This window comes from Pseudomonas chlororaphis subsp. aurantiaca (assembly GCF_013466605.1).
Lineage (GTDB): Bacteria > Pseudomonadota > Gammaproteobacteria > Pseudomonadales > Pseudomonadaceae > Aquipseudomonas > Aquipseudomonas chlororaphis_I.
The window spans coordinates 4,658,564-4,683,953 of sequence record NZ_CP059162.1; the positions used below are offsets into that span (position 1 = coordinate 4,658,564).

General features: G+C 64.6%; 21 protein-coding genes and 4 pseudogenes. 9 read left to right on the forward strand and 16 right to left on the reverse strand.

The genetic code is table 11. The annotated features are described in order from the left end of the window. Positions 1-48 precede the first annotated feature (48 nt). Positions 49-726: an isonitrile hydratase gene (gene inhA, locus H0I86_RS20900; RefSeq protein ID WP_180922023.1), complete on the forward strand. Its 678-nt coding sequence runs from the start codon at positions 49-51 to the stop codon at positions 724-726. A gap of 98 nt (positions 727-824) precedes the next feature. On the opposite strand, the gene darC is transcribed toward inhA, so the two are convergent. The 3 genes and pseudogenes from darC to darA form a co-directional block, all read right to left on the reverse strand. Beyond that, positions 825-1,082 (reverse strand): 2-hexyl-5-propylresorcinol biosynthesis acyl carrier protein DarC, encoded by a 258-nt coding sequence (gene darC, locus H0I86_RS20905; protein ID WP_180922024.1) that lies wholly within the window; start codon positions 1,080-1,082, stop codon positions 825-827. Between the two features lie 80 nt (positions 1,083-1,162). Further along, positions 1,163-2,314, reverse strand: a pseudogene (gene darB, locus H0I86_RS20910) (beta-ketoacyl synthase DarB). Between the two features lie 7 nt (positions 2,315-2,321). Next, positions 2,322-3,262, reverse strand: a pseudogene (gene darA / locus H0I86_RS20915) (2-hexyl, 5-propylresorcinol biosynthesis aromatase DarA). Positions 3,263-3,766: 504 nt separating this feature from the next. Between darA and H0I86_RS20920 the strand changes: the two are divergent. Beyond that, positions 3,767-4,171, forward strand: a complete 405-nt coding sequence (locus tag H0I86_RS20920) for a GFA family protein (protein ID WP_180922025.1) — start codon at positions 3,767-3,769, stop codon at positions 4,169-4,171. Positions 4,172-4,401: 230 nt separating this feature from the next. Here H0I86_RS20920 and H0I86_RS20925 read toward each other — a convergent pair whose 3' ends face one another. From H0I86_RS20925 to H0I86_RS20935, 3 genes are read right to left on the reverse strand one after another with little or no spacing between them, the layout of a single operon-like run. Beyond that, positions 4,402-5,208 carry an aminoglycoside phosphotransferase family protein gene (locus H0I86_RS20925; protein ID WP_180922026.1) on the reverse strand — a complete coding sequence of 269 codons (807 nt, stop codon included), beginning with the start codon at positions 5,206-5,208 and terminating at the stop codon, positions 4,402-4,404. A gap of 15 nt (positions 5,209-5,223) precedes the next feature. Next, complete coding sequence (locus H0I86_RS20930) at positions 5,224-5,583, reverse strand: ArsR/SmtB family transcription factor (protein WP_180922027.1); 360 nt, start codon at positions 5,581-5,583, stop codon at positions 5,224-5,226. Continuing rightward, positions 5,573-6,028, reverse strand: a complete 456-nt coding sequence (locus H0I86_RS20935) for an SRPBCC family protein (protein ID WP_180922028.1) — start codon at positions 6,026-6,028, stop codon at positions 5,573-5,575. Before H0I86_RS20935 ends, H0I86_RS20930 begins: the two co-directional genes overlap by 11 nt. Before the next feature lie 192 nt (positions 6,029-6,220). Between H0I86_RS20935 and H0I86_RS20940 the strand changes: the two genes are divergently transcribed. Then, positions 6,221-6,622 carry a lysozyme inhibitor LprI family protein gene (locus H0I86_RS20940; RefSeq protein WP_180922029.1) on the forward strand — a complete coding sequence of 134 codons (402 nt, stop codon included), beginning with the start codon at positions 6,221-6,223 and terminating at the stop codon, positions 6,620-6,622. Between the two features lie 55 nt (positions 6,623-6,677). Here the strand turns inward: H0I86_RS20940 and peaD are convergent, their stop codons facing one another. The 4 genes from peaD to peaA all read right to left on the reverse strand — a co-directional run bounded on the left by peaD (position 6,678) and on the right by peaA (position 11,238). Next, positions 6,678-7,796 carry a quinohemoprotein amine dehydrogenase subunit beta gene (gene peaD / locus H0I86_RS20945; protein ID WP_180922030.1) on the reverse strand — a complete coding sequence of 373 codons (1,119 nt, stop codon included), beginning with the start codon at positions 7,794-7,796 and terminating at the stop codon, positions 6,678-6,680. 23 nt (positions 7,797-7,819) lie between these two features. Continuing rightward, a complete protein-coding gene (gene qhpC, locus H0I86_RS20950; protein ID WP_007921889.1) occupies positions 7,820-8,143 on the reverse strand; it encodes a quinohemoprotein amine dehydrogenase subunit gamma in 324 nt (107 codons plus the stop codon). A gap of 1 nt (position 8,144) precedes the next feature. Next, a complete protein-coding gene (peaB, locus tag H0I86_RS20955) occupies positions 8,145-9,578 on the reverse strand; it encodes a quinohemoprotein amine dehydrogenase maturation protein (RefSeq protein WP_180922031.1) in 1,434 nt (477 codons plus the stop codon). A 79-nt stretch (positions 9,579-9,657) separates the two neighbouring features. Further along, positions 9,658-11,238, reverse strand: a complete 1,581-nt coding sequence (peaA, locus tag H0I86_RS20960) for a quinohemoprotein amine dehydrogenase subunit alpha (RefSeq protein WP_180925887.1) — start codon at positions 11,236-11,238, stop codon at positions 9,658-9,660. A 436-nt stretch (positions 11,239-11,674) separates the two neighbouring features. Here peaA and H0I86_RS20965 point away from each other — a divergent pair, with 436 nt between their 5' ends. The 4 genes and pseudogenes from H0I86_RS20965 to aer all read left to right on the forward strand — a co-directional run. Further along, entirely contained in the window at positions 11,675-12,340 is a 666-nt protein-coding gene (locus tag H0I86_RS20965; protein WP_180922032.1) for an HAD family hydrolase, read from the forward strand. Positions 12,341-12,469: 129 nt separating this feature from the next. Then, positions 12,470-12,874 carry a DUF1090 family protein gene (locus tag H0I86_RS20970; RefSeq protein ID WP_180922033.1) on the forward strand — a complete coding sequence of 135 codons (405 nt, stop codon included), beginning with the start codon at positions 12,470-12,472 and terminating at the stop codon, positions 12,872-12,874. A gap of 236 nt (positions 12,875-13,110) precedes the next feature. Beyond that, positions 13,111-13,377, forward strand: a pseudogene (locus H0I86_RS32670) (PAS domain-containing protein); the annotation flags it as partial. Positions 13,378-13,731: 354 nt separating this feature from the next. Further along, positions 13,732-14,676 (forward strand): annotated as a pseudogene (gene aer, locus H0I86_RS32675) (methyl-accepting chemotaxis protein Aer); the annotation flags it as partial. 104 nt (positions 14,677-14,780) lie between these two features. Here aer and H0I86_RS20980 read toward each other — a convergent pair. Both H0I86_RS20980 and H0I86_RS20985 read right to left on the reverse strand, forming a co-directional pair. Further along, on the reverse strand, positions 14,781-15,224 hold the full coding sequence (locus H0I86_RS20980; protein WP_180922035.1) for a hemerythrin domain-containing protein: 444 nt from the start codon (positions 15,222-15,224) through the stop codon (positions 14,781-14,783). Between the two features lie 154 nt (positions 15,225-15,378). Further along, a complete protein-coding gene (locus H0I86_RS20985) occupies positions 15,379-15,768 on the reverse strand; it encodes an MliC family protein (protein WP_180922036.1) in 390 nt (129 codons plus the stop codon). A 233-nt stretch (positions 15,769-16,001) separates the two neighbouring features. On the opposite strand from H0I86_RS20985, the gene H0I86_RS20990 reads away from it, so the two are divergent. Both H0I86_RS20990 and H0I86_RS20995 read left to right on the forward strand, forming a co-directional pair. Beyond that, positions 16,002-17,492: an aldehyde dehydrogenase family protein gene (locus H0I86_RS20990; protein ID WP_180922037.1), complete on the forward strand. Its 1,491-nt coding sequence runs from the start codon at positions 16,002-16,004 to the stop codon at positions 17,490-17,492. Between the two features lie 206 nt (positions 17,493-17,698). Beyond that, complete coding sequence (locus H0I86_RS20995) at positions 17,699-19,588, forward strand: amidohydrolase (protein ID WP_180922038.1); 1,890 nt, start codon at positions 17,699-17,701, stop codon at positions 19,586-19,588. Positions 19,589-19,749: 161 nt separating this feature from the next. On the opposite strand, the gene qhpG is transcribed toward H0I86_RS20995, so the two are convergent. From qhpG to H0I86_RS21015, 4 genes are read right to left on the reverse strand one after another with little or no spacing between them, the layout of a single operon-like run. Further along, positions 19,750-21,057 (reverse strand): flavin-dependent monooxygenase QhpG, encoded by a 1,308-nt coding sequence (gene qhpG / locus H0I86_RS21000; protein WP_180922039.1) that lies wholly within the window; start codon positions 21,055-21,057, stop codon positions 19,750-19,752. Beyond that, on the reverse strand, positions 21,054-21,731 hold the full coding sequence (gene qhpE / locus H0I86_RS21005; RefSeq protein ID WP_180922040.1) for a subtilisin-like serine protease QhpE: 678 nt from the start codon (positions 21,729-21,731) through the stop codon (positions 21,054-21,056). Before qhpE ends, qhpG begins: the two co-directional genes overlap by 4 nt. Then, entirely contained in the window at positions 21,721-23,439 is a 1,719-nt protein-coding gene (locus H0I86_RS21010) for an ABC transporter ATP-binding protein (RefSeq protein ID WP_180922041.1), read from the reverse strand. Before H0I86_RS21010 ends, qhpE begins: the two co-directional genes overlap by 11 nt. Further along, entirely contained in the window at positions 23,439-25,343 is a 1,905-nt protein-coding gene (locus tag H0I86_RS21015; RefSeq protein WP_180922042.1) for a sigma-54-dependent Fis family transcriptional regulator, read from the reverse strand. The genes H0I86_RS21010 and H0I86_RS21015 overlap by 1 nt, the downstream gene beginning before the upstream one ends. Positions 25,344-25,390: the final 47 nt, after the last annotated feature.

A 25,390-nucleotide genomic window follows, 5' to 3' on the forward strand; every position in this document is an offset into this window, starting at 1 on the left:
CAGCTGCATAGGGCTGGACACCTTCGAACTTTTCCAGGGAGATACCCCATGACACTGCAGATCGGTTTCCTGTTGTTCCCCAACGTCCAGCAACTCGACCTGACCGGCCCCTACGATGTGCTCGCGTCGCTGCCGGACGTGCAGGTGCATCTGGTCTGGAAGGCGCGCGGGCCGGTCACCGCCAGCACCGGCCTGGTGTTGCAGGCGACCACCAGCTTCGCCGATTGCCCGCCGCTGGACGTAATCTGCATTCCCGGTGGCGCCGGTGTCGGGCCGTTGATGGAAGACCCGCAGACCCTCGATTTCATCCGCCGGCAGGCGGCGCAGGCGCGTTACGTCACTTCGGTGTGCACCGGTTCCCTGGTGCTCGGCGCGGCCGGGCTGTTGCGTGGCAAGCGCGCTACCACCCATTGGGCCTACCACCATCTGCTGGAAGCGCTGGGGGCGATCGCGGTGCAGGAGCGCGTGGTGCGCGACGGCAACCTGTTGAGCGGTGGCGGGATTACCGCCGGGATCGACTTTGCCCTGACCCTGGCCGGCGAGCTGTTCGGCGAGGCAACGGCGCAGCGGGTGCAGCTGCAACTGGAGTACGCCCCGGCTCCGCCTTTCGCCGCCGGTAGCCCACGGACAGCGCCCAAAGCGGTGGTGGAAGAAGCCCAGCGGCTCGCGGCGAACTCCATCAAACAACGCGGCGAGATAGTCGACAGGGTCGTGGCGCAGTGGTAGCAGGCCTGAGACCTGCGCACGCTGGGGGGAAGAAAGATGCGGGCCAGGGCAACCTCATCGGCCAGCTGAGCCCTGGCCGCATCTTCGCTTGACCGACGTCAGGCCGGGACTGCTTGCTCACTGGCCTGTCGGAGGTAGTCGATCACCTGCTGCACGGTCTGCAGGCTATCGGCTTGATCGTCCGGGATGGTGAGTTCGAACTCGGCCTCCAGGGCCGTCACCAGTTCCACCCGGGCCAGCGAGTCCGCTCCCAGGTTCCCGACGAACGAGTCCTGGTTGCCGATCTGCGCCAGGTCGACGGCCAGTTCGCTCGCCACCACTCTTTTCACACGTTGCTCGAGGGTTTCCATAGTCATTCCCTTGCAGTTGGATGCGTACCACGAAACAGTGGCCGGCCCGCGCCGGCCACCGGGTTGTTGCGCCATGGCGAGGCGCGTCAGACCACCGTCAGGTGCATGAAGCCACCGGAGAAGCGCCCGCTTTCCGGGACGAAACACAGCACACGCTGCCCCTTGTGCAGGCGCCCGGACTCCAGCAGCTCGTGGATCATGATGTAGATCGACGCCGAGCCGGTGTTGCCGCGCTCGGACAGGTTGGTGAACCAGCGCTCCTGGGGAATCGCCAGTTCGGTGTTTTCCAGGCACTCGGCAATCGGCTGGCGGAAGTATTCCGACGACATGTGCGGCAGGAACCAGTCGATAGCCTCGGGCGACAGGTTGCGCTTGATCATCACCTCCTTGAGCGGTTTGCCGAGGGTGTACTTCACCACGTTCTCGTTCAGCAGCCGCACGTCCTGCTTGATCGCGAAGATCGAGCGCGACGCCCACTCCTCCGGGGTCAGCAGCTTCTAGCCGACCAGGCTGTCGTCCTCGGCCTTTTCCGCGCCGGCGTACATGCAGGTCGGCAATTCGTTGGCGTAGGAGAAGATGTCGATCCAGTCGATGCGCAGCGACAGGCCGCCGGCCCGTGGCTGGTTCTCGAGCAGGAAGGCCCCGGCGCCGTCGGACAGCATCCAGCGCAGGAAGTCTTTATCGAAGGCGATTTCCGGGCGGGCCGCCATCTGCGCCACCAGCACCTTGTTTTCCGCATCGAAATTGCGCGCATGCAGCACCGGCGAAGGCACCTCCGAGGCGGTGGCCACGGCATTGCGGCTGGCCCCGGAAAGCACCGACAGGTAGGCGTACTTCAACGCGGTGAGGCCCGCCAGGCAGATGCCGGCGGTGGACACCACTTCGCAAGGCTTGTTGCCCAGTTCGCCATGCACCATCACGCCATGGTTGGGCATCAACTGGTCCGGTATGGTGGTGCCGGTGGACAGGCATTCCATGGAGTCCAGGATAAAACCGTCGCCCACCAGGCCCTTGATCGCCTCGGCGGTTATTTGCGCGTTAGTGAAACGGGGAATACCGGTCTGCGGGTCCAGCACATAATAGCGCTGCTTGATGCCGTTATTGCGCAGCACTACTTGCCGAGACCGTGAAGGTCGCCCGCCCACATACCCGAGGATGTTTTCCATCGTATCGTTATCCACTGCCTCTCCCGGCATATAAGTGGATGTTTTCGTAATATAGACAAACGATTCACTCATGATGACTTCACTCTTCAGTTTCAAGATTTAGTTTCGAGCCGGACGGTTGTTCGTAATAACGCTGCAACTCGTCCAGTCGCGTCCGGATAATGGGATGAAGCAAACGGCGTAACACCAGTGAAATAGGCAGGACAGTCAAGATGACCAACAATAGATAAACGATGAACAAGCACAGCAAGAGTCGCCGTAGCCATTGCCCATACTTGCCGAAACGGCAAATTATTCCCGACCAGAACTTGAAGCCTTTATAGCCCGCACGCTCGCCGAGTATCAGCCCGGGGTTGACGGGCGACGCCCCCAGCCCTGCCAGCATCGGCCCTTCGGCTTTCTCTTTATTGGCATACAGGGTGGCCTTCAATGCACGCCCGAAACGTGCTGCGCCCTGGACATCCTCGGCGCTGATCCCGGCCTTGGGCAGGCCGAGGAATGACTCGCGGCTGCCGGTGAACATCCAGCGCGGCGTGGTAATCAGGGTGGCGAAGGCATTGGCCCGGTCGGTCAGCACGACATTGTCGCGCAGCCGCGCGCCGGCCTCGTCCAGCAGGCGCTTGACCACCTCCTGGGCCATCAGCCACATGTTGCGGCAGGCGATCACCGTGACCACCGGGCGCCCGGCCAGCAGGCGCTTGCCTTCCGCGCTCTGGAGAAACGCGGTGATCAGCGGCGACGGCGAGAGGAACCAGACCTGATACGCCAGGATCACCAGGTCGAAAGGCCACGGATGATCGGTATGCACCGGTTCGATGGCCGGCGGGTGAGCTGCACGGTCTCGGGAAACACGTCGAAAAACTTGCCCACCGGCCAGGGAAACGGATAGGCGACCCGGGGCTTGAGCACCACTTCATGCACTTTGACCTCCTGCGTCGAACGCAGGGGCGAGATCAGGCTTTCGACCACTTCGCTCAACTGACCGCTTTGCGAATAACGAACCACAAGAACATGTTTCATAAGTGCGAGGACCTTTTGTTTTTCAACCACACAGACACGCCAGAGATCACTTGAGATGAACTTCAGCATGAAAGGCAGCTTTATAAGTTGGGCACGACAGAAAAGACGCGTGCTGTATTCGTGGCAGGTCGAACTTAAGAACAAAGTATAATGAACGACAAAACAGCAGCACCCGGAGCAGCGGCCTGGTGATGAACTGAAAGCGGGAATCGCCCACCCCGCATTCCAAACACTATCTGCCTGTTTTTGACAGAATGTATTTGTAGCGAGACAGAACTCGTCTTCTTGGCTGAAACTCTATCTGCAATCGGACGCTTGTAAACCTACCAACTCTGGTAGGTCATTCACGCTACCCAACGAACAAACTTACATGCTCTTATCTGAACTTTCTTCATCTAAGCAGGGTATGTTAAATACTGGCTACTGGCCTTAATTGAAAAGTTTTCCCGCGCGTGTTCAGGCAGTCTCTACACTCTGGCCCAGCCTTCCCCCAGGAGCCTTGCCATGCACAAGACTTACACCGGCAGTTGTCATTGCGGCGCAGTGCGCTATGAAGCCGAGATCGACTTGAGCCAGGGCACCCACAAGTGCAATTGCTCGATCTGCAGCAAGACCCGCAACTGGAATGCGATCATCGCCCCCAAGGCCTTTCGCCTGCTCAGCGGCGAACAGGCGCTGAGCGATTATCGGTTCAATCGCGGCAATACCCATCATCTGTTCTGCAAGCATTGCGGCGTGCGCCCCTTCGGGCGCGGACATGTGCAGGAGATCGGCGGCGACTATGTCGCGGTGCAGGTGATGACCCTGGACGACATCGACTTGCAGGAACTGCTCGCGGCCCCGGTGCGCTATACCGACGGGCGTCATGACAACTGGGGGAATGTGCCGGAGGAAACCCGCCACTTATAGCCCCCGGGGCTTTTCCACAGGCGAAAAAAAACCCGCCGAAGCGGGTTTTTTTCAAGACCATTACGACATCCTGTCGCTGCATCCTTGCACATGGTCGGTCATCCATGACCCTGAGCGCGTCCTGCGCTGCAGTTGGTGGGTGAAGATTAAGCCTGTCGCCCAATCGGCAACAGGCGAAATAGCAGCCAGTGCATGTAAGCCTTTCGCCATAAAACCACTGACCAAAACCCCTAGGCCGCACCTTCCAGGGCCTGGATGGCCAACTCCGCCACCTGCAGTTCGTGTTCCATGCTGGCTATGTCGCCGTCTTCCAGGAACCACGCGGCGGACAGCCCGGTATAGGCCAGCACCCATTGCAGCAGGCGCTTGCGCTCCAGCCCCGCGGCCTGGGCGATGACCTCGACCTGGCGGGTGAAGCGCTGCGGATCGCCGCTGGTCGGCAGGTCCGGGTTGCAGATCAGGTTGGCGAAATCGAAGCCGCGCTCGCCCATGACCCGCTTGGGATCGATCACCAGCCAGCCACGCTCCTCGAAATCCAGCACGTTGTCGTGATGGATATCGCCGTGCAGCACCACCTGCTCCCGAGGGGATGCCAGCAACTCGTCGGCCGTGGCCAGGCAGCGCAGGAACATCCCACCCTCGCGCCGGGCGGCCGGGCGCAGGGCCTTGAACCATACCGGCAGGGTCAACAACGGCGGCAAGGGTGTCGAGCGTGGCGCATGCAGGCGTGCCAGGCTGGCGCAGACGATCCGGCTGACCTCGTCGTCTTCGCCGGCCAGGGCCATCTGCATCAACGAGCGCCGACCCATGGCCCGCTCCATCAACAAGGCATCGCCGTGGTGCGCGTAGACCCGGGCGGCACCCTCCCCGGCCCACCAGACCATCAGGCGGTTACCGTATTTTTCCTCGTCGTCGAGGGCGATCTTCAGCATCGCCGGCGCGTCGTCCAGGCGCACCGGCAACAGGTGGCTGCCAGGGGTGACGATAGGCTCGCCATCGACCCGCAGGTTCCAGCGTTTCAGGTAAAACTCGAACATCCGTGACGATTTCCGTTATGACTCGACAAAGGCCTGCAATTGACCCAGGGCCTGATCCCACTGCTGGCTGATCACCTCCAGCGAGCGCCGGGCTTCGGCCAGCCGGCCCGGCTCCAATGCCCACAGGCGCTCGCGCCCCAGCTTGGCGTCGCGCACCAGCCCGGCCTGCGCCAGCACCTGCAGATGCTTGGTCACCGCCTGGCGGCTGATGTCGGTGCCGAGGGTCAACTGGGTGATCGACATGGCGCCGCCGCCACACAGGATGGCGACGAGCCGCAGGCGGGTCTCGTCACCCAGTGCCGCGAAGATCATGGCCGAGCCGTCCAGCGATGCCGCCACCGGCAACAGGGATGGGGAAGAAGTATCAGGGGCCAAGGTAGGTCTCGATATTGTTCATCTGCTCATCCCAGCCACGGCTGTTCATGCGAAACGCCTTGAGCCGCCGCTCGGGGGGAATGCCATCGAACCCCGACTCGACCACCCGCAGCAAGGTGCCGCCGTCCAGGTCTTCGAGTTCGAATTGCACCAGGGTGCTGGGCTCGCCGGAGTAGTCGACTCCAGGCTCCACCGCGTACGGGTGCCAGCTGAAAGCGAACAGGTGTTCGGGCTCCAGCCGCTCCACCAGCACATCCCAGACCAGGTGTTCATACCCGGGATAGGTAATCTGCCCCCGGGTGCGTTGCCCGACGACAAAACGCTGGCCCGCGAGCGCCACGCCGAACCAGCTGCCGAACGCCTCGGCATCGGCCAGCGCGGCCCAGACACGAGAGCGGGTTGCCTTGAGCAGGATCTTTCTTTCGATGCGATCTGATGAGTTCATGGGTCACCTCCAGTGATGAAACCCTAGCTCGCCCTCACAGAAGAGCAACCTTTAAGTTGCATTTTTCCACAAAGACGGACATGCGGTCGTCACCAGGACTAGGATGCAGGCCAATGACCCGTCGCCTGCCGGAACCCGGCGGTCCGCAAAACGTCCCTTGGTACTCCTTAATTGTCCCTCGCGAGAATCCCCATGAACCCACGTTTTCTGCTGGCCCTGGCGCCGCTGCTGCTCACCCCGCTGGCGCAGGCCGCCGACTGTGCCAACGCCACCACCCAGGCCGCCATGAACCAGTGCGCCGCCCAGCAGCACAAGGCCGCGGACAAGGAACTGAACACGCTCTACCAGCGCATCACCCAGCGCCTGAAGGACAACCCGGAGGGCAAGAAGCTGCTGGTCAGCGCCCAGCGCGCCTGGCTGGTCTTCCGGGATGCGGAGTGCGGGTTCGCCGCCTCCGGGGTCGCCGGTGGCAGCGTCTATCCGTTGATCTACAGCAACTGCACCACCGACCTGACCAAGGCCCGGGTCGAGGCGTTCAAGACCTACCTCAAGTGCCAGGAAGGCGACCTGAGCTGCCCGGTGCCGGGCAATTGATGAGGTTCGCTCCCGCAGTCCTGCGGGAGCGAACGGGTGATGGCGCTATCCGCGCCTAACGCTCGAACACCTGCGCCGTGGTGATCGCCATGTCCCCGCCCGGCAGCTTGATGCTGCCGATCTGCTTCAGGCTGTCGGCATCGAAGATCGCCACGTCGTTGAAGGTCCCGGCCAGGTAGATCTTGGTGCCTGCCTTGTTGAAGGAAATGCAGTAGTAGGAATGGTCCAGGGTGGCGGCCTGGAGCAGTTTTTTCTGCTTGATGTCGTACTTGGCCAGGCGGTTGAGCACACCGAACATCAGGTTCGGGTCCTTCGGCGAACGCATGCCGCTGAAGTAGATTTCCGTCAGCGGACCGAAGTCGGTGGTTTCGCTCTTGCCGGTTTTCAAGTCGATGCTGAACAGGCCGTACAGGTACTCGGCGCTGGCCGGATCCTGTTTCTTGTCCTTGAACTTGGCGGCGGTGTAGAGCAGCGAGAAATCATGGCGCCAGGTCTGCTGGTTCCACACGTAGAGCACGTCCGGCGCGCTGTAGTTCGGGCGCTTCCAGTGGCGGCTGGGGATCAGCACGTCGAACTTGCCGGTCTTGACGTCGACCTTGTACACGTCCGCCCCGGCCACATAGAGCGAGCCGTCGTCGCCGCTCTGCATGATGGTCAACTGCCGTGGCGCCGGGAAGCTGCGCACCGGCCTGGCCTTGAGCCCGGCGTCGGTGGCGTAGACGTCCAGCCGCGGCTGCTTGACCTCGTAGCGGTCGTTGAGCATCTGGGTCGGGTTGGCCACGGTGTACAGCTCCTTGCCGTCGTGGCTGACGGTGAAGGCGAACATCGAGCGAGCCTTTTCCCCCGGCTGCTGGGTGATGCTGGCGTGGAACACCTGCTTGCAGCTGTCCAGCTCGACCCCGTAGACATCGGCGTAGTGGTTGTTCAGCACGTAGGCGACCTTGCGATCCGGCGCCAGTTGCACGGTGCCGGGGCCGAAGGCGTCGGGCATCTTGCAGGTCTTGTACAGCGTGTCGCTGGCCAGGTCGATCACGTGCAGGTTGTTCGGGTAGTTGGTGGTGACCATGTATTCATGGCCGGCGTTGAGGGCCTTGTTGTCGTCGGCCAGGACGCCGAGGGAACAGGCGCCCAGGATCACGGAAGCGGCCAGGCCGCAGGCATTTTTGCGAAGCATGCTGGAATCCTTCTACTGACCGATTACTTGTCTTTGGGGAACACGGTACCGAGGTTGCGCCAGTTCTCGTTGGAGGCCTGGGCGTCCTTGTTCCAGTCGGGGTAGGTGCTCATCATGTCCGGCACCTGGGCCGGCCACCAGCACGGGTCGGAGCAACCGTAGAGGTCGGCCTCCATCGGCTGGCACAAGGACGACACGCCACCGAAGGCATCGATTTCCCAGCCCGGGTCGGTGGTCGAGGCACAGCCGGCCACCGAACTCATGGCGACCACCTCTTCGATACGGTTCTCGTCGGCGGCCTGTTCCAGTTTCTGGGCTTTGTTATTGATCGGCTTGAGATGTTTCATGTCAGTGAGCCTTGCGCGGAGTGATGTAGCTGCTGATGAACGCAGGGTTGTGGGCCATGATCCGGCTGTAGACCTCGATGCCGAAATCCACCCAGTCACGCATCAGTTCGCAATAGTGATAGGTCGGGTGCGCCGGGTCGCCGTAGCGGGCGTAGCTCTCGTGGTAGCAGCCGCCGGAACACAGGTTGCGGATGCGGCAGCTGTCGCAGCCGGTGTTGGTGCGGTCCAGGCGCTGGGACAGGAAGTCGTTGAGCTCCATCTGCTTCACCCCGCCGTCGCGCACGTTGCCGAAGGTCGGCAGCGATGAGCCGGTAAAGCGGTGGCACAGGTTCAGCTCGCCCTTGTGGTCCACCGCCAGCATCTTCAGCCCGGCGCCACAGGGCAGCGCCTTCTTGTGGCCTTCGTGGATATCGGTGATCAGCTGGTGCAGGTTGGAGAAACCGATATTGCGATGCTCCAGGGCCGCCTCCAGGTAGCGCCGGCCCAGGCGCTTCATGCTGGCGAAGACTTCGATCAGTTCCTCGCCTGTGAGGTTGAAGCTGCTGATATCGCCCGAGGTCACCGGGGCAAACCCGACCTCGGCGAAACCCAGTTCGTTGAACAGGTGGTCCCAGATGGTTTCCACGTCGGTGACGCCGGTGGTCAGGGTCACCCGCGCGCCGACCGGGCGGCTGTCGTAGCGAGCCAGCAGCATCTGTGCCTTGCGCCGCACCACGTCATAGGTGCCCTGCCCGCCCACGGTGATGCGGTTGCGGTCGTGCACGGTCTTTGGCCCGTCGATGCTCACCGACAAACCGAAGCGGTGGGCATTCAGGTAGTCCACCGTTTCCTCGGTGAGCAACGTAGCGTTGGTGGTCATGACGAACTCGACGAACTTGCCCGCCTCGCGAAAACGCTTCTCGCAGTAGTCGACCATGTACTCGATCAGCTTGCGGTTGCTCAGCGGCTCGCCACCAAAGAACACCACGGTGAAACGCTCTTCATCGGGGGATTCCCTGAGCAGCATTTCCACCGAGGCGATGGCCGTCTCGACGTCCATCTTCTTGCCCGCCGAGGGCTTGTCCAGGTCTTCCTTGTAGCAGTAGGTGCAACTCAGGTTGCAGCCGGTGTTGACGTTGAGCACCACGGTGTTGATCGCCGTGCGCTCGACCCGTTTGACCGCGATCTCCGGGGTCAGCGGCGAGCCGTCGCTGACCAGCTCCAGGGCGATCAGCTCGCGCAGGGTTTCGTTGATTTCCTCGCCGTTGAACCGTGCGCCGAGGCGCTGGACCAGGTCCTCCGGGGTGCAGCCGGGGCCGCGCAAGGTGTCGATGATGGTACCGGTCAACTCATCGCTGGCGAACAGCGAACTGCTGGGGATATGGAACAGCATGCGGTCGGCATCGACCTGCACTTCGTGCAGGTTGCGTTCGACCAGATTCAAGATAGCGCCCATTGCAAACCTCCTGTGCCGGCCCCTTTTCGCGGGGGCCCGCGGTCATTCCGAAAGGGTGTCTCAAGCCACGGACCGCGCCTTACGGGATGGGTGGATTGTTCCAGCGTTGCACGGTGACGATCAGGTGGCCTTCGCCGGTCAGGGATTTCCCTGCGTCGTCGACGGCGGCGATCACCTTGAGGTTGCCGGCGTTGTTGGTGGACATCTTGCGCTGCGGATTGGGCCCGGCATCACCCGGAATGAACACGCCGCTGTCGGCCTGCATCTGGCCTGCGAACTTGACGTCTTCGTCTTCCTTGGCCCGCTCGTCGAAGGCCTCGACCTTCCACTGCGCCGGGAACACGCCGATGCGGTACGGCTTGCCATCGTCGCCCTTGCCCCAGGCTTCGGCATCGAAGCGGCCCTGGACCTTGGGCGTCGAACCACCGCCATCACCGACCCGCGCCACCGAGAATTCAGGCACGACCTTGACTTCGGCGATCGTGCTGTAGACCGACAGCGTCGGGCCTTTCAGTGTGCCGACGGTGACGTTGCGCAGGCCCGGTTGGGCATTGGCGGCTGCCTTGAGTTTGAGCTTGATCCGCTGCGGGCTCTGCTCGATGACTTCGAGCACTTCCACGCCTTTGCCAAAACTCGGTTTGCCGGTGAGGCCGCTGCCGATCAGGGTGACCTCGGTTTCGCCGCCGGCCTTGAGATAACCCGGCTGCACCGCCAGCAAACGACTGCTGCCCTGCTTGGCGGCGACGAAGTCCAGGCCGCGTTCGTCGTGCTCGGCCTCGAACATCCGGCCCTGCAATTCATTGCCTTTGGCGGCGAACACCTGACGCATGCTCACGCCGTCGATGCTGACATTGCCGCGCCACTCGTAGCCGCTGTAGAGGATCGCGCTGCCCTCGCCGTTGAACGGGCTGCCGTCGGCGTACTGGCCCTTGACGCTGACCTTGAAGCTGTCATTGCCGTCGGCGCTGACGCTCATCACCCCGGCCAGTTCGCCCTTGCCCGGCAGATGGCCACTGAAGCTCCAGTCGCCTGCCAGGGTCTCGGCCTTGGGCGCGCTGCCCAGCCATTTTGTCCAGGCCGGGTTGTCCAGCCGATACCGCTTGGCCAGCAGCGGCACCATCTCCTTGCGCGCCAGGTCGAACCAGTCGCGATCGCGGGACAGCGCCTGGTATTCCAGGGACGGCCATTGGCCGAGGTGGAAGTTCACCAGGCGCTCCCACTCCTGGGCCGGACGCCGTTGCAGGGCGACCCGCGCGCCGGAGTGGCAGCGGCCGCACATCTGCCTGGTTTGTTCGTCGAACTTCTCCACCGTGTTCAGGCGCCGCTCCAGGGCATAACGCACGCCGTCGGTTTCGCTCGGCGCCAGGCCCTGGGTGTCGGCCAGGTATTTGACCAGGGTGCGGCGATCGTCGTCGCTGATCTGCAAGCCATGCATAACCTGCATGCGGGCGATGCTCATCAGCCAGCCTTCCGGGGTCTTGCGCTGGTGGCTGATGCGGCTCAAGCCGCCCCCCGTTTCCGGGGTATGGCAGCCCTGGCAGGTTTCCTTGAGGATGGCCTGGGCATCGCGCGCCGCGAGGCTGGGAGGGGAATGCAAGGCGGCGCAGACCGCCAGCGCCAGCAGGCCGCTGGACATGCCTGCTCGGAGTGTTCTCTTGATCAAGGTCGGACCTCCACGGAGCTTTTTTTTATTAGTGAGCTTTTTATTGTTGTGCGTCGTTTTTATGGTTTCTGCCATGCCCGTCGCGCCGGGCATGGAGGCAAGAGAAACGGTTGAAGTGAGCAATACACGGAGCGTGCCAGCTTACAAATGATGTGTTTTATCAAGGGTTTGCTGGAGTTTCAGGACGCACCTCCCAGGCAATCGCCGGCCGTCCGCGTTTAATTTCGCGACAACTGTTCCACTCTGAGACGAGACCCGCCTGTGCCTGCAAGAGCAGAGGGATCTTGAGAGCTAAGCATAGGAAGGGAGAGGTGGCTGGCAGCGGAGGTGCATTCTGAATCGCCCCCGAGAAATGGCTGTAGCGCCCTCCTCGGCAGCTGCTAGGATGCCTGGCTTAACCGCTTCAGCCACCGGCCCCGACAGGAATCGCGCCATGCTCAATGCCCTGCTTTTCGATCTCGACGGCACCCTGACCGACACCGACCAACTGCACCTGCTGGCGTTGCAGCAGTTGTTGCTGGAGGAAGATGGCCGGATGTTCACCCATCAAGAGTTCGAGGCCCATGTCAGTGGCCAGGCCAATGCCAACATGTGCCGCTACCTGTTTCCGCAGCGCTCGGTGGCCGAGCACGAGGCCTTTGCCGATCGCAAGGAAGCGCGCTTTCGCCAGTTGTCGCCGCAGCTGACGCCGATGCCGGGCCTGCTGCGCCTGCTGGATTTCGCCCGGGAACGCGGCATTGGCGTGTGCGTGGTGACCAATGCGCCACGGGCCAACGCCGAGCACATGCTGGCCGTGCTGGGGCTGGACGATCGCTTCGATACCGTGCTGGTGGCCGAGGAATTGCCGCGGGCCAAGCCCGACCCGCTGCCCTACCTCACCGGCCTGGAGTACCTGGGTGCCAGCGCCGAGGCCGGGATTGCCTTCGAGGACTCGATCCCCGGCCTGACCGCCGCGGTCGGGGCCGGGATCTTCACCGTCGGCCTGGCCACCAGCCAGAGCCCCGAGGCCCTGCTGGCCGCCGGTGCACATCTAGTGGTCGAAGACTTCAACGACCCGCAATTGTGGGCGGTGATCGAGCGGATGCTCGGCCCGCGCTGAGGCCGCGTCATGCCCGGCACGGCCGGGCGACTCAGAAATAACCCGAGGATTTTCAGTTGTGTCTGATAGTCCGGCACGCGTTGGCTCTTGAAGATAGCGCCCCGCACGCCTGTCGTATCAAGGACCTTCATGAACGCCCTCACCTCCCTCTCCCTGCTGGCCCTGCTTGGCCTTGCAGCCAGCACGGGCCATGCCCAGGAAGCCCCCGAACCGGCCTCGCCGGAAGCCACCAGCAGTTGCCTGACCCGCGGCGAGACCATCAAGAGCAGCCTGGAAAAACTCCTGCCCGACCCCGAGTACCGCCGACTGGCCGGCCTGCAACGGGCGCTGGAACCCCTCAGCCGTTATTGCGACGGCCTGCACTTCGAGCACAACCCGCCCCTGCGCCAGGCCGAATACCAGGTGATATTGCGCCAGATGGAACTCGAGGCCGCGCAGCGTTATGGCGACCCGAGCATCATCGACAAACGCAAGGCGCGGCTCACTCACGCCCTGCAAGTCCTGCAATACGCCCTCGGCGCCCACGACAACTGAAGCGGGTTCCTGCCCGTTGCGCTTCGTCAGCGGCTCGCTCCGGCGAGCCCGGGCCTGCTCTGGCGCCAGACTTTTCCCAACGGATTCAACAGCCTGCAAAATCCGCTCGAGAGTATTCAGAACTCCTCGCAGATGGGAATGCAACTAATTGTTATGCAAGGAATTTTCTAATATTTCTCTAAGATTGTTCTGAATTGTGCCGATGGATTTTGTAGGACAAAAGGAGCAATCTGGAAATGAGAAACAATCAGCCCGTTACACAACGTGAAGTGGCTCTGGGGTCGAACCAGAAACTCATCTCCACTACCGACGCCCGTGGCGTCATCAGCTACTGCAACGATGCCTTCGTGGACATCAGCGGTTTCGACCGCGCTGACCTGATCGGCGCCCCACAGAACATCGTCCGTCACCCCGATGTCCCTCCCGCGGTATTTGCCCATATGTGGGCGGCGCTGAAACAGGGCCAGCCGTGGATGGGCATCGTCAAGAACCGCTCGAAGAACGGCGACCATTACTGGGTCAACGCCTACGTCACGCCGATTTTCGAGGGTAGCCGGATCGTCGGCTACGAATCGGTCCGGGTCAAACCCAGCGCCGAACAGATCCGTCGCGCGCAAGACCTCTACCAGCGCCTCAACCGCCAGCAGCCGGCCATCCCCCGCCGGCATCGCTGGCAACCGGCCCTGCTCGGCTGGGCGCCCTTCCTGGCCACGGGCCTGGCCGGTGCCCTGAGCGGTCTCTGGCTGGCGCCGCCCCTGGCGCTGGCGGTGGCCGCCGGGATCTCCGTACCCCTGGCGCTGCTGGCGATGCAGCGCCAGAACAATGCCGCCCGGCGCCTGCTGCAACTGGCCGACTCGTCCACCTGCGACCCGTTGATCGCGCAGATGTACAGCGACGCCCACGGCCCCCAGGCGTGCCTGGAAACCGCCTTCGTCAGCCAGGACGCGCGGCTGAAAACCTGCCTCACCCGCCTGCAGGACAGCGCCGAGCAGCTCAATACCCTGGCCAGCCGCTCCGATACCCTGGCCAGCGACAGCTCCCGTGGCCTGGACCGCCAGCGGCTGGAAACCGAGCAGGTGTCCGCCGCCGTCAACCAGATGGCCGCCACCACCCAGGAAGTGGCCAGCCACGTGCAGCGCACCGCCGACGCCACCCAGGCCGCCAACCAGTTGACCGGGCGTGGGCGTGAAGTGGCCCGCGATACCCGTGAAGCCATCGAACGCCTGTCCCAGGTAGTCGGCGAAACCGGGCAGAGCGTCGCGCAACTGGCCAGGGACAGCGACGAGATCGGCACCGTGGTCGATGTGATCAAGGGCATCGCCGACCAGACCAACCTGCTGGCGCTCAACGCCGCCATCGAAGCGGCCCGCGCCGGTGACATGGGCCGCGGTTTCGCCGTGGTGGCCGACGAGGTTCGCCAGTTGGCGCAGCGCACCGCGCAATCGACCCAGCAGATCCATGAGCTGATCACCCAGTTGCAGAACTCCTCGCAAAACGCCGTGCAGAGCATGGAAAGCGGCCAGCGCCAGGCCGAGGAAGGCGTGGCCCGAGTGCTGGAAGCCGACCAGGCGCTGCTGGGCATCAGCGAGGCGGTGGCCAACATCACCGACATGACCACCCAGATCGCCGCCGCCACCGAGGAGCAGAGCGCCGTCGCCGAGGAAATCAGCCGCAATATCAGCACCATCGCGCAACTGGCCGACCAGACCTCGGAACAGGCCCATCACTCGGCCGAACTGAGCAAGGAACTGACCCAGACCGCCACCACCCAGTACTCGCTGGTGGAGCGTTTCAACCGCTAGGTTCGGGGTGGATAACGGCGCCAGCCCGCTCCACCGCGCCCTGAACCGCAGCGACAAAAAAAGCCCGTCGATGTGCGGGCTTTTTTTATCCGTCGAAACCGGCCTCAGTCGGCCGCCAGCTGCTGCTGATATTCCTTTACATAACCATTGGCCAACTGGGCCTTCTGCTTGTCGTCGAGGATTTTGCCGGCCATCTGGAAGAACTTCTGCTCTTCCTCCTCCAGGTGGTGATGCACCTTGTCCACCAGCTTCTTCGCCGTGGCCAGCCAGGCCGGGCTGGACATCTCGGTCTGGTCCAGCGCCTCGATCAACTCGTCCATCGCATGGTGCTCGGCAATCGCGTGCCGGCTCAGGTCGACGCCGTTGTCGTGCTCCATCAACGGCAGGTAGAAGAAGCGTTCCTCGGCCGTCTCGTGGGCTTGTACTTCGGCCTTGAGCTGGGCGTAGGCCGCGCTGCGTTCGGGGCTGTCCCCCGAGGTGCGAATCAGTTCGGCAGCGTAGCTGCGCTGGCGTTCGTGGCTCTCACGCAGGGCTTCGAAGATGTTCACAGGCAAATCTCCACGGCTGGATCGATACAGGCTTGTCTTGACTAGACACTGGCCGTTCGACGGCAGTTCAACCGCAGATGGTGGGGGCCGGAAATGGCCCCGGGATCGCTGGAGAGAGCAGCAGCCAGCCGGTGGCTGCCGCTCCTGAGGGGGATTACTGCGCCTCGGTCTTCTGCTCCTTGCAGTCCTTGAGCAGCTGCTGTTCCTTGGCGGTGTGGTCGGCTTCCAGGAAGCTCAACAGGCCACTGTCGCCCTTGGTGTGCCAGCGGTAGCTGTTCTGCTCGTCGTCGGCGACATACAGCGCGCCGGAGCCTGAACGGGCGATATGCATCGGTATCAGCTGGCCCTTGTAATACAGGGTGGCGAACGAGGCGCCGTTATCGATGTTCAGGTACGCCGCCTGTACCTCTACCCCACCCTCGCAGCGGTAGCTGGCCAGGCTGCTCTGGTACGCCGGCAGTTCCGGCTCGGCCGGGGTCGTCGCGGCCTGGGCGAACAACGGCGCCAGCAGCAAGGTGGTTCCCAGGATCGTTGAAATCTTCACTGCACATCTCCTTGTTCAATGCTCCTTTTATAACGAGCCCCTTTACGACGAATTCGCGGCGGGTAAGTTCAGGCCAGACTTGTCTCAAGGCATTCGCAAATTGCGACAGCCTGTATCCGGCGCCCTTCCGTATCCTTAAATAAACCCGATTAAAATCATCGACTTAAGCACCAGCCAAAACTGGCACAGGGGTTGCGAAAGCCCTCGCCTCACGCATAACAAGAGGTTCTGTCATGGCTATTGCAACCCTGCTTCCCGCCACCACCGCCTTTATCCAGCGCGCCCCGCGCATGCTGATCGGCGCCGAATGGGTCGAGGCCGCCGACGGCCAGACCATGCCCCTGCGCAACCCGGCCACCGGCGAGCAACTGTGCGTGGTGCCGCGGGCCACGGTGGACGATGTCGACCGCGCGGTGCTGGCTGCGCGCCAGGCCTTCGACGATTCGCCCTGGAGCCGCACCCGCCCGCGGGAACGGCAGAACCTGCTGTGGAAACTCGCCGACCTGATGCAACGCGACGCCGAGCTGCTGGCGCAACTGGAATGCCTGAACAACGGCAAGAGCGCCACGGTGGCCCAGGTCATGGACGTGCAACTGGCCATCGATTTCCTGCGCTACATGGCCGGCTGGGCGACCAAGATCGAAGGCAGCAGCGTCGAGGTCTCAGTGCCGCTGATGCCCGACCAGCAGTTCCACAGTTTCATCCGCCGCGAGGCGGTGGGCGTGGTCGGCGCCATCGTCGCCTGGAACTTCCCGCTGCTGCTGGCCTGCTGGAAGCTCGGCCCGGCCCTGGCCACCGGCTGCACGGTGGTGCTCAAGCCGGCCGACGAAACCCCGCTGACCGCGCTGAAACTCGCCGAGCTGGTGCAGGAAGCCGGCTACCCCGACGGCGTGTTCAACGTGGTCACCGGCACCGGCATCACCGCAGGCGCCGCCCTGACCCACAACCCACGGGTGGACAAGCTGACCTTCACCGGCTCCACCGCGGTGGGCAAGGAAATCGGCAAGATCGCCATGGACTCCATGACCCGGGTCACCCTGGAGCTGGGCGGCAAGTCGCCGACCATCGTCATGGCCGATGCCGACCTGGGCAGCGCCGCGGCCGGCGCCGCCAGCGCGATCTTCTTCAACCAGGGCCAGGTCTGCTGCGCCGGCTCCAGGCTGTATGTGCAACGCAAGCACTTCGACAATGTGGTGGCCGATATCGCCGGCATCGCCAACGCCATGAAGCTCGGCAGCGGCCTGGATACCAGCGTCGACATGGGCCCGCTGATCTCCGCCCGGCAGCAGGAACGGGTCTGGCGCTACATCGAGATGGGCCGGGAAAGCGGCGCCACCATTGCCTGCGGCGGCGAGCAGTTCGGCCCCGGTTATTTCGTCAAGCCGACGGTAATCGTCGACGTCGACCAGCAGCATTCGCTGGTGCAGGAAGAGATCTTCGGCCCGGTGCTGGTGGCGATTCCTTTCGACGACGAAGCCGATGCCCTGCGCATGGCCAACGACAGCTCCTACGGCCTGGGCGCGAGCATCTGGTCCAACGACCTGGCGGCGGTGCACCGGATGATCCCGCGGATCAAGTCCGGCTCGGTCTGGGTCAATTGCCACAGCGCCCTCGACCCGGCGCTGCCGTTCGGTGGCTACAAGATGTCCGGCGTGGGCCGGGAAATGGGTTACGCGGCGATCGAGCATTACACCGAGCTGAAATCGGTGTTGATCAAGCTCTGACCCGCGCGAGCCCTAGCGCCTCGCACTCGCGCAAGCGCTTCTCCACGGGGGCGCCGGGCTCTGTCCGGCGCCTCCCGACGACTGGTCCAGGGTCGCCGACCCGCTGCCCGGCCCGCGCCCCGAACGGCTGCTACGCTGAGCCCGAGCCTGGCTCCCCCCCTCTTCAACGCACACCTCATCACCACCGAAAACCCGAGGACAGCATCATGGGATCAAATGGAAATGATCACGACTGGGTCCAATGCGGATGCCACAACCCCATCTGGAACGCTCTGAAGGACACCCTCGACCCGGCCAGCCAGCCACAGGACGTCAATGAGCTGGCCAAGGAACCGGCCGGCGAGTCCATCATCTTTACCAACGGCACCATCTACCCCTTGCGCGACGGCAACATGGACGAACGGGTCGAGGCCCTGGGCATCCACGCCGGCGACGTGGTCGCATCCGGCACCCTGGCCGCCGTCGAAGCCCGCATGAACGCCCTGGGCATCACCTACAAGAAGCAGTCCCTGAACGGCAAGACCCTGTTGCCCGGCCTGATCGAACCCCACGCCCATATCGTGCAGAGCTGCGCCATGGAAGGCTGGCTGAACCTGGGGGCCATCGATACCGACAACCCGGATGAGCTCAAGAACCAGCGGCTACGGCCCACCTATGACTGGAACTGGTTGAAAAGCACCATCCAGGCCAACCTGCCCAAGGACAACTCGGCCTGGATCCTCGGCCATCAGGTCGATCCGGCGCTGATGCCGTTCCAGGTCGTCCCCCACGGCCTGAACAGACTCATCACCTTTCACTGTGGCCCAGGCGACGACATCGGCAACCTGGACACCATCGACAAGCAGCACCCGATGCTGCTGATCAGCGCGTCCATGCACACCGCCTACCTGAACACCGCGGCGAGCGATGCGGTGTTCAAGAAGACCGGCGTAAGGGCCGACAACGGAGTCCTGCAGGAAGCCGAGGTGCTGGCCGCCATCAAGAGCATTCCCCTCAGGCAGCAGCTGGAAATACTGAATATCTTCAAGCACCTCGAGGACTACTTCGACAAGGCTTCGCGCCGCGGCATCACCCTGCTCTACGACGCGATGATGGACTCTCAGTCGAAGCTGGTACTGGGCGCCTACTTCCTGACCCGCCCCAGGAAGCTGCGGATCGGTTACGCCGCCGCCTGCGATGGCACGCCCGAGGCCATCGGCAAGCTGCCGCGCTACCAGCCGGTCAGCCGGGAACAGGCCAAGCGCTTCTATCAGGGCGCGGTCAAGCTGGTGTCGGACGGTTCCAACCAGGGGCTGACGGGCTACCAGGCCACGCGCTACTGCTGCGAGGCGACGCGGCCGGTGGGCAATTTCAATTTCTGCGACCAGGACCATACCCCGATCACCACACCCGACGCCTACAAGACCGTGGTGCGCAATGCCGTCGAAACCGGCTGGCCGCTGATGATCCACGCCAATGGCGACCGGGCCATCGAGTTCACCCTGCAAGCCTATGAGGCGGCCTTGCAGGGCGGCAGCGCCCTGGAAAAACGCCACCGCATCGAGCACTGCTCGCTGCTGACCGCCGACACCCTGCAGGCCATGCAGCGCCTGGGCCTGTCGCCGAGCTTTCTGATCGGTCATGTCGGCTACTGGGGCTATGCCTTCAAACAGGCGATCTTCGAAGGCAAGGCCGAACAGATGCTCGACCTGTGCCAGTCGGCCCTGGAGCACAGCCTGAGAGTGACCCTGCACAGCGATTGTTCGGTAACGCCGCTGGGACCGCTGCGCTCCATGGAACAGGCGGTGACCCGCAAGATGGAAGGCATACGTGATGCCCAGGGGCAGTTCGTCCATGACCCAAGGCAGCAACCGATCCTCAATGAAGCCGAGTGCCTGACGCGCAAGCAGGCCCTGAAAGCCATCACCTATGACGCCGCCTGGCAGTGCCACGCCGAAGGCTGGACCGGTTCCTTGCAGGACGGCCATTTCGCGGACCTGGTGATTCTCGAGCAGGATCCCCTCGACGAAAAAGTACCAGCCACCCACATCAGGGACATCAAGGTCTGCGAAACCTGGAAAGGTGGCCACCGGGTGTACCTCAAGCCCGATAGCTGATCGTTAGCCATGGCAAGCCGGGCGGCGGGGTTTGATGGCCGCGGCCCGCGATCAATCGCCCAGGCGCTACCACTTCGCTGATCGATCGCCCGAGCCTTTTACGACGGCTACGCCGTCGATCGCAGCCTGCGGCAGCGGCTACAAAAGCCGCCCCCGTCGCTTCAAGGCTTGTATCCCTGCCCCAGCAACCAGCCACGCACGGCCCTGTCCTGCGCCTCGCTCAACCCCGCCAGCACTTGTTGCGCCGGCTCGTTGGGCAAGCGGCGCAACAGCGGCGCCAGCTCCACCCCCTGCACATGCCAGATACCCAGCGGCTGGTCCGGGGTAATCACCACCTCGGCTTCGTCCACCAGGCCCTCGCGCAATACCGGGGCGCGCTCGATGCGCAGGGCGGAAAAATCCGCCTCGCGGTGCGCCGGCTCACGGTCCGGCCATTGCCGGCGGGCCTGCCAGAACGGCTGCCCGGCCCAGCGCTGCTCGTCGGCATAGAAATCGCGGCCGATGCGGGCGAAGCGCAGGAACAGTTGCTCCACCCGCCGGGCATGGAAACGCTGCGCCAGGGCCGCGCGTTCGGGCCGTTGCAGCAGCGTGTTGATCACCGCCGGCGCCTGCAACGCCGAGGACAGCGACTGGAAGATACCGTTGCCCGACAGCGGGTCCACGGCCATGGCCGCATCGCCCACGCGAATCCAGTTGGCGCCACACACCTGCGGGCAGAGAATCGCCGTGCTGCTGCGCGCGTGCAGCTGCAAATCAAGCTCCGGCCCATCACCGAAGAACTCCCGCGCCGAGGCCGAACCCTGGCGCCGCTGACGGCAGTAATCCAGCAACTGCGCCTTGCCCGGCAACTCGGCGCTGGCCACGTCCACTGTCAGTTGCCAGTAACACTGGCCGTCGGCCTGGCGCGCCATCCAGGCCCAGCCGTCCTCAAGGCTGTGCACGGCGCTGGCGGTGGTGCCCGGCGCGCCCTGCCAACGGTTGAGCAGGCTGAGGGTTTCCGGGCCCCGCAGGCCTTTGCCCAGCTCTTTACTCAAGGCAGGCGCCTGGCGCCCGCGGGCCTCCACCAGAAAATCCGTTAGCCGCTCGGGCTGCCCCTCGATCCGCACCCGATGCCCGCTCAAGGACGACTGCACGTCCAGTACCCTGCCTTCGATCAACTCGATCCCAGCCTCGCGCAGATCCTCGCGCAGGCCGCGATCGAAGCGCGGGCGATCCAGCAGGTATTCGACGTTCTGCGCATGGCTCTGGCCGTTCCATGCCACCTGACGCTGGGACGCCTGCAACCCAGCCTCCAGCGCCCGCCCCAGGCCGGCGCCACGCAGGGCTTCGAGCACCCGCAGCGACACCCCTTCGAGCGCCGGGAAACGCCGCCACTCGCTGACCAGCGCCACCGCGTAGCCCAGCCGTCGCAAGCCCAGGGCCACCGCGGCGCCGGCCGGACCGGCGCCGAGAATCAGCAGCGGCCTCATGTCCAGCCGCGCCGTTCGGGGCCGTGATAGCGGGCATGGGTCTGCAGCCACTGGACCACCTGCGGGTTGTCGGCGTCGTGGTGTTCGCCGAGGTAACGGGCGATATGCCCGCTCAGTGCCGCGCAGCCCAGGCTCGCGCCGGACTGGCCGGGATGGCTGCCCTGCACGCAGGCGGCGAAATCCGCCTGCTGGCTGTCGAGCCACGACCATTCGCCGGGGGTGCAACGGGCATCGCCGGTCACCCGCAGCACACCCGGGTAGCGGGCCGGGAATACGCCTTCGCCCTGGGCCGGGCTCGATGCGCACAACAGCACGCCGCGGGCCAGGGCGGCGGCGCAGGCTTCGCGCAACAGGCTGCGGTCCTGGCGCAGCCCCAGGCTGAGGTTGATCAGCCGCACCCGCTGGCTCACCAGCCAGTCCAGGGCGCTGGCGATCTGCAGGGCGCTGGTCACCCCGCGCTGGTCGAACACCTGGGCCACACAGAAACGCGCCTTGGGCGCCCGCGCGCCGATCGCCTCGATGATCGCGCTGCCGTGGCCGAGGGGGTCCTCGCGCAAGTCGCCCTCGCCCACCCCGTCCTCCACCAGGTAGAAGCGCCGCCCGGCCACCACCTGCGGGCGTTGCCCGGCCGTATGCCCGCTGTCGACCACGCCGATCCGCAGCTCAGGCTTCATGGGGCACCTTCACCGATTGCAAGACACCGTCCACCAGCTCGAAGCGCAGGTCGGCGTCGGCCAGGGTCGAGGGCCGGTGGCTGATCAGGATCCGCGTGCGCCCGGCGAACAGCCGGTCGATGGCCTCGATCACTTCGCGCTCGGTGCTTTCGTCCACCGCCGAGGTGGCCTCGTCCAGCACCAGGATCAACGGGGCCTGGAGCAGCGCGCGGGCAATCGCGATCCGTTGTTTCTGGCCGCCGGACAGCTGCTGGCCGCGCTCGCCCAAGGGGCTGTCCAGGCCTTCGGGCAGCGACTCGATCAGGCTCTCCAGTTGCGCCAGCCGCGCCACCTCGGCCACCGCCGCCCGCGGTGCGTCGGGCACGCTGTAGGCCAGGTTGTCGGCCAGGCTGCCGCGGAACAGCACGATGTCCTGGCTGACCACGGCGATGCGCCGGCGCAGCTCGAACAGATCGAGCTGGCGCAGGTCGACACCGTCCAGCAGCACCTGCCCGGACTGCGGGTCGTGGTGGCGTTGCAGCAGGTCGATCAGGGTCGACTTGCCGACCCCGGAGCCGCCACCCAGGGCCACCTTCAGGCCATAGGGAATGCGTGCCTCGATGCCGCGCAGGGTGCTGGGGCGCCCCGGGTGGCTGAAATGCACGTCGCGGAAATACAGCTCGCCGCCGCTAGGCATCGGCAGCGGTTGCGCCGGCGTGGTCACGCTCGGTTGTTCGCCGCGCAATTCCATGACCCGGCCCAGGCTGACGGTCATGCGCTGGATCGCCACGTACAGCCCCAGCAGGCTCTGCACCGGCCCCACGGCCATGCCCAGGTAAGTGGAAAAGGCGATCAGCGCGCCCAGTTGCCAGGTGCCCTGCACCACCCAATAACCACCGATCAAAAACGCACAGGCCCGCGACAGCGAGGTCAGGGTGCCGGGCACCGCCTGGGTGAAGAACTCGCTGACCTGCAGGCGCAGCAACTGGCTCATGTAGCCCTGGCCCAGGCGCTCCAGGCGCTGCGCTTCGCGCTGCTGCTGGCCGGCGCTCTGGATGAACTTCATCACCGGCAGGGTCTCGACCATGAACGACGACATGTCCGCCGAACGCTCGCGCAATTGCCGCACATCGCGCTCGACCTTGCGCCGCATCCAGCGCAGCCAGAGCAGGTCCAGGGGAATCAGCAGCAGCGCCAGCAATGACAGCTGCCAGGACAGGGTCACCAGCAGCGCCAGGGCCACCACCAGGCCGATCACGCTGGACACCGCGGAGAACAGCGAGTCGACGGCAAACCGCTGGATCTCCGCCACGTCGCCATCGAGCCGCGACATCAGGTCGCCGATCCGCCGCTGCCCATAGAAGCCCGGCGACAGGCGCTGCAAATGACGGTACAGGTCGTCGCGCAGGGCGAACAGGATCCGCCCCGACAGGCGCGTGTGCAGGTAGCGGTTGATGCCCGACAGCGCGGTGCCCAGCAGCCCGGCGAGAATCATCAGCCCGGCGATCCACACCAGCATCGGGAAATTGCGCGCCAGCAGGCCGTCGTCGATCAGCAGCTTGGTCAGCCACGGCTGCACCAGTACCAGCAGCGAGGCGCAGACCGACAGCGCCAGCAGCCCGGCGATGGCCAGGCGCTGCGGGCGGACAAACCCGTACAGCCAGCGCAAGGCGGCTTGCAGGGCCGCGGGGTCGGGGCTGTCCACCAGCCGGCTGAGCAGGCGCGACATCAACTGCGCAACTGCTTGAGCTTGCGGTACAGGGTCGCGCGGCTGATGCCCAGGGCATCGGCGGCGGCGGAAACATTGCCCTGGTGACTGTCCAGCGCCTGGCGGATCAGCTCCAGCTGGTTCTCGCGGATGCTGCCGGTGGCCGGCCGCTCGCTGGCGTTGAGATCGTCGAGCATGCTGTCGGGCAAATGGTCGAGGCCCAGGGCCGCTTCGCCCTCCTCGCGCATCGCCAGCGCCGTGCGCAGGACCATCTCCAGCTGGCGGATGTTGCCCGGCCAGTGATAGCCGGCCAGCAGCTGGCGCAGGTCCCCGGCCAGGGCCACCCCGGGGCTGCCAAGCTTGGCCAGCAGGACCTCCAGCAGCGCGTCGAAGTCCTCGCGTTCGCGCAGCGCCGGGAGCATCACGCTGATGCCGTTGACCCGGTAGAACAGGTCCTCGCGGAACTGCTTGTCGGCCACCTGCTGCTTGAGGTCGCGGTGGGTGGCGCAGATCAGCGCGATGTCGATGTCCTGCTCTTCGCCGGCGCCCAGCGGCGCCACCTTGCGGTCCTGCAACACCCGCAGCAGGCGCGCCTGCAAGGCCAGCGGCATATCGCCGATTTCATCGAGGAACAGGGTGCCGCCGTGGGCCTGTTGCAAGCGGCCGATCATGCCGCCACGGCGCGAACCGGTGAAGGCGCCCTCACGATAACCGAACAGCTCCGACTCGATCAGGCCCTCGGGGATTGCCGCGCAGTTCACCGCGATAAAGGGCTTGTCGGCGCGGCTGCCGGCCAGGTGCAGGGCGTGGGCGACGACCTCCTTGCCGGTGCCGGTTTCCCCCAGCAGCAACACCGGCAAGGCATTGGCCAGGCCTTGCCGGGCCATGCGCAAGGCGCGGGCATAACGGCTGTTGCTGCCTGCCAGAACCTCGAGTTGCGGATGGCTCGGGGCTTTTTTTGGCGCACTACGCGGCACGCTGCTGACATTGATCGAGCGTTGCGGCGCGCGCAGGGTCTTGTAGAAGAACTCGCCCTTGGCGGTCTGCAGGCTGCCGACGCCGCCCTGTTGCAGGCGCGCCAGCAAGTGCAGGCCGTCGACGCCGAGAAACTCCTCGCAGCGCCGGCCGACCAAAGCCGCGCGCGAGGCATCGAGCAACTGGCAGGCCTGGGTGCTGACCGCGAGGATCTGCCCGCCCAGGCTCAGGGCCAGCAGGCCTTGCCAGGGGGACTCCAGGTACTGCCGGCGACTGTGGAAGGCCAGGACGATCTGCTCCGGATAGGAGGCGTTGAACACCCGGCTCTCGATCTGGCTGACAGCCATGGCCAGCAGCGCCGAGCTGTCCTGGAAGCGCCCCAGCGGACCTTCGCGGGTCAGGTCGAGCACGCCGAGGATCTCGCCCTGGGGGCAATGGATGGGCACCGAGGTGCAGGAGAAATGGCTCAGGCGATCCAGGTAATGTTCGCCGCAGTCGATCAGGGTGGTGCGTGCTTCCACCAGCGCCGTGCCCAGGGCATTGGTGCCACGGGTGGCTTCGCTCCAGCAGGCGCCGAGGGCGATGTCCTGCACGCCGCTGCCCTTGAGCCGGTCGGCGCGGCCTTCGATCGAGAGAATGGTGGCGTCGGCATTGGCCAGGATAATCAGGCCGTCCTGGCCCTGGCGCTCGGCCAGGTAGTCGATGGCGGGGATCGCCGCGTCGAGCAGCAGGCGATTGCTCGCCAGCAGCACCTCGAGGCTGGCGCCGGATTCCAGGGTCAGTTCCGGCTGGCCATTGAAGTGCACGCCATGGCTGAGGCTGCGCCGCCATGAAGCATCGATTTCCGCACGCAATACGCCGTCGGGGACTTCGCCTTCCAGATGGAGTTTTGCCCGGGCCAGTCCGGCCTTGTGCTGCAGCTCGCCCGTTGTTGTTTTTATGAGAGTCATCAAGCGCTCCGAATCGGTCCGCCCGGCCCTCCCCGGTCCATTCCCTT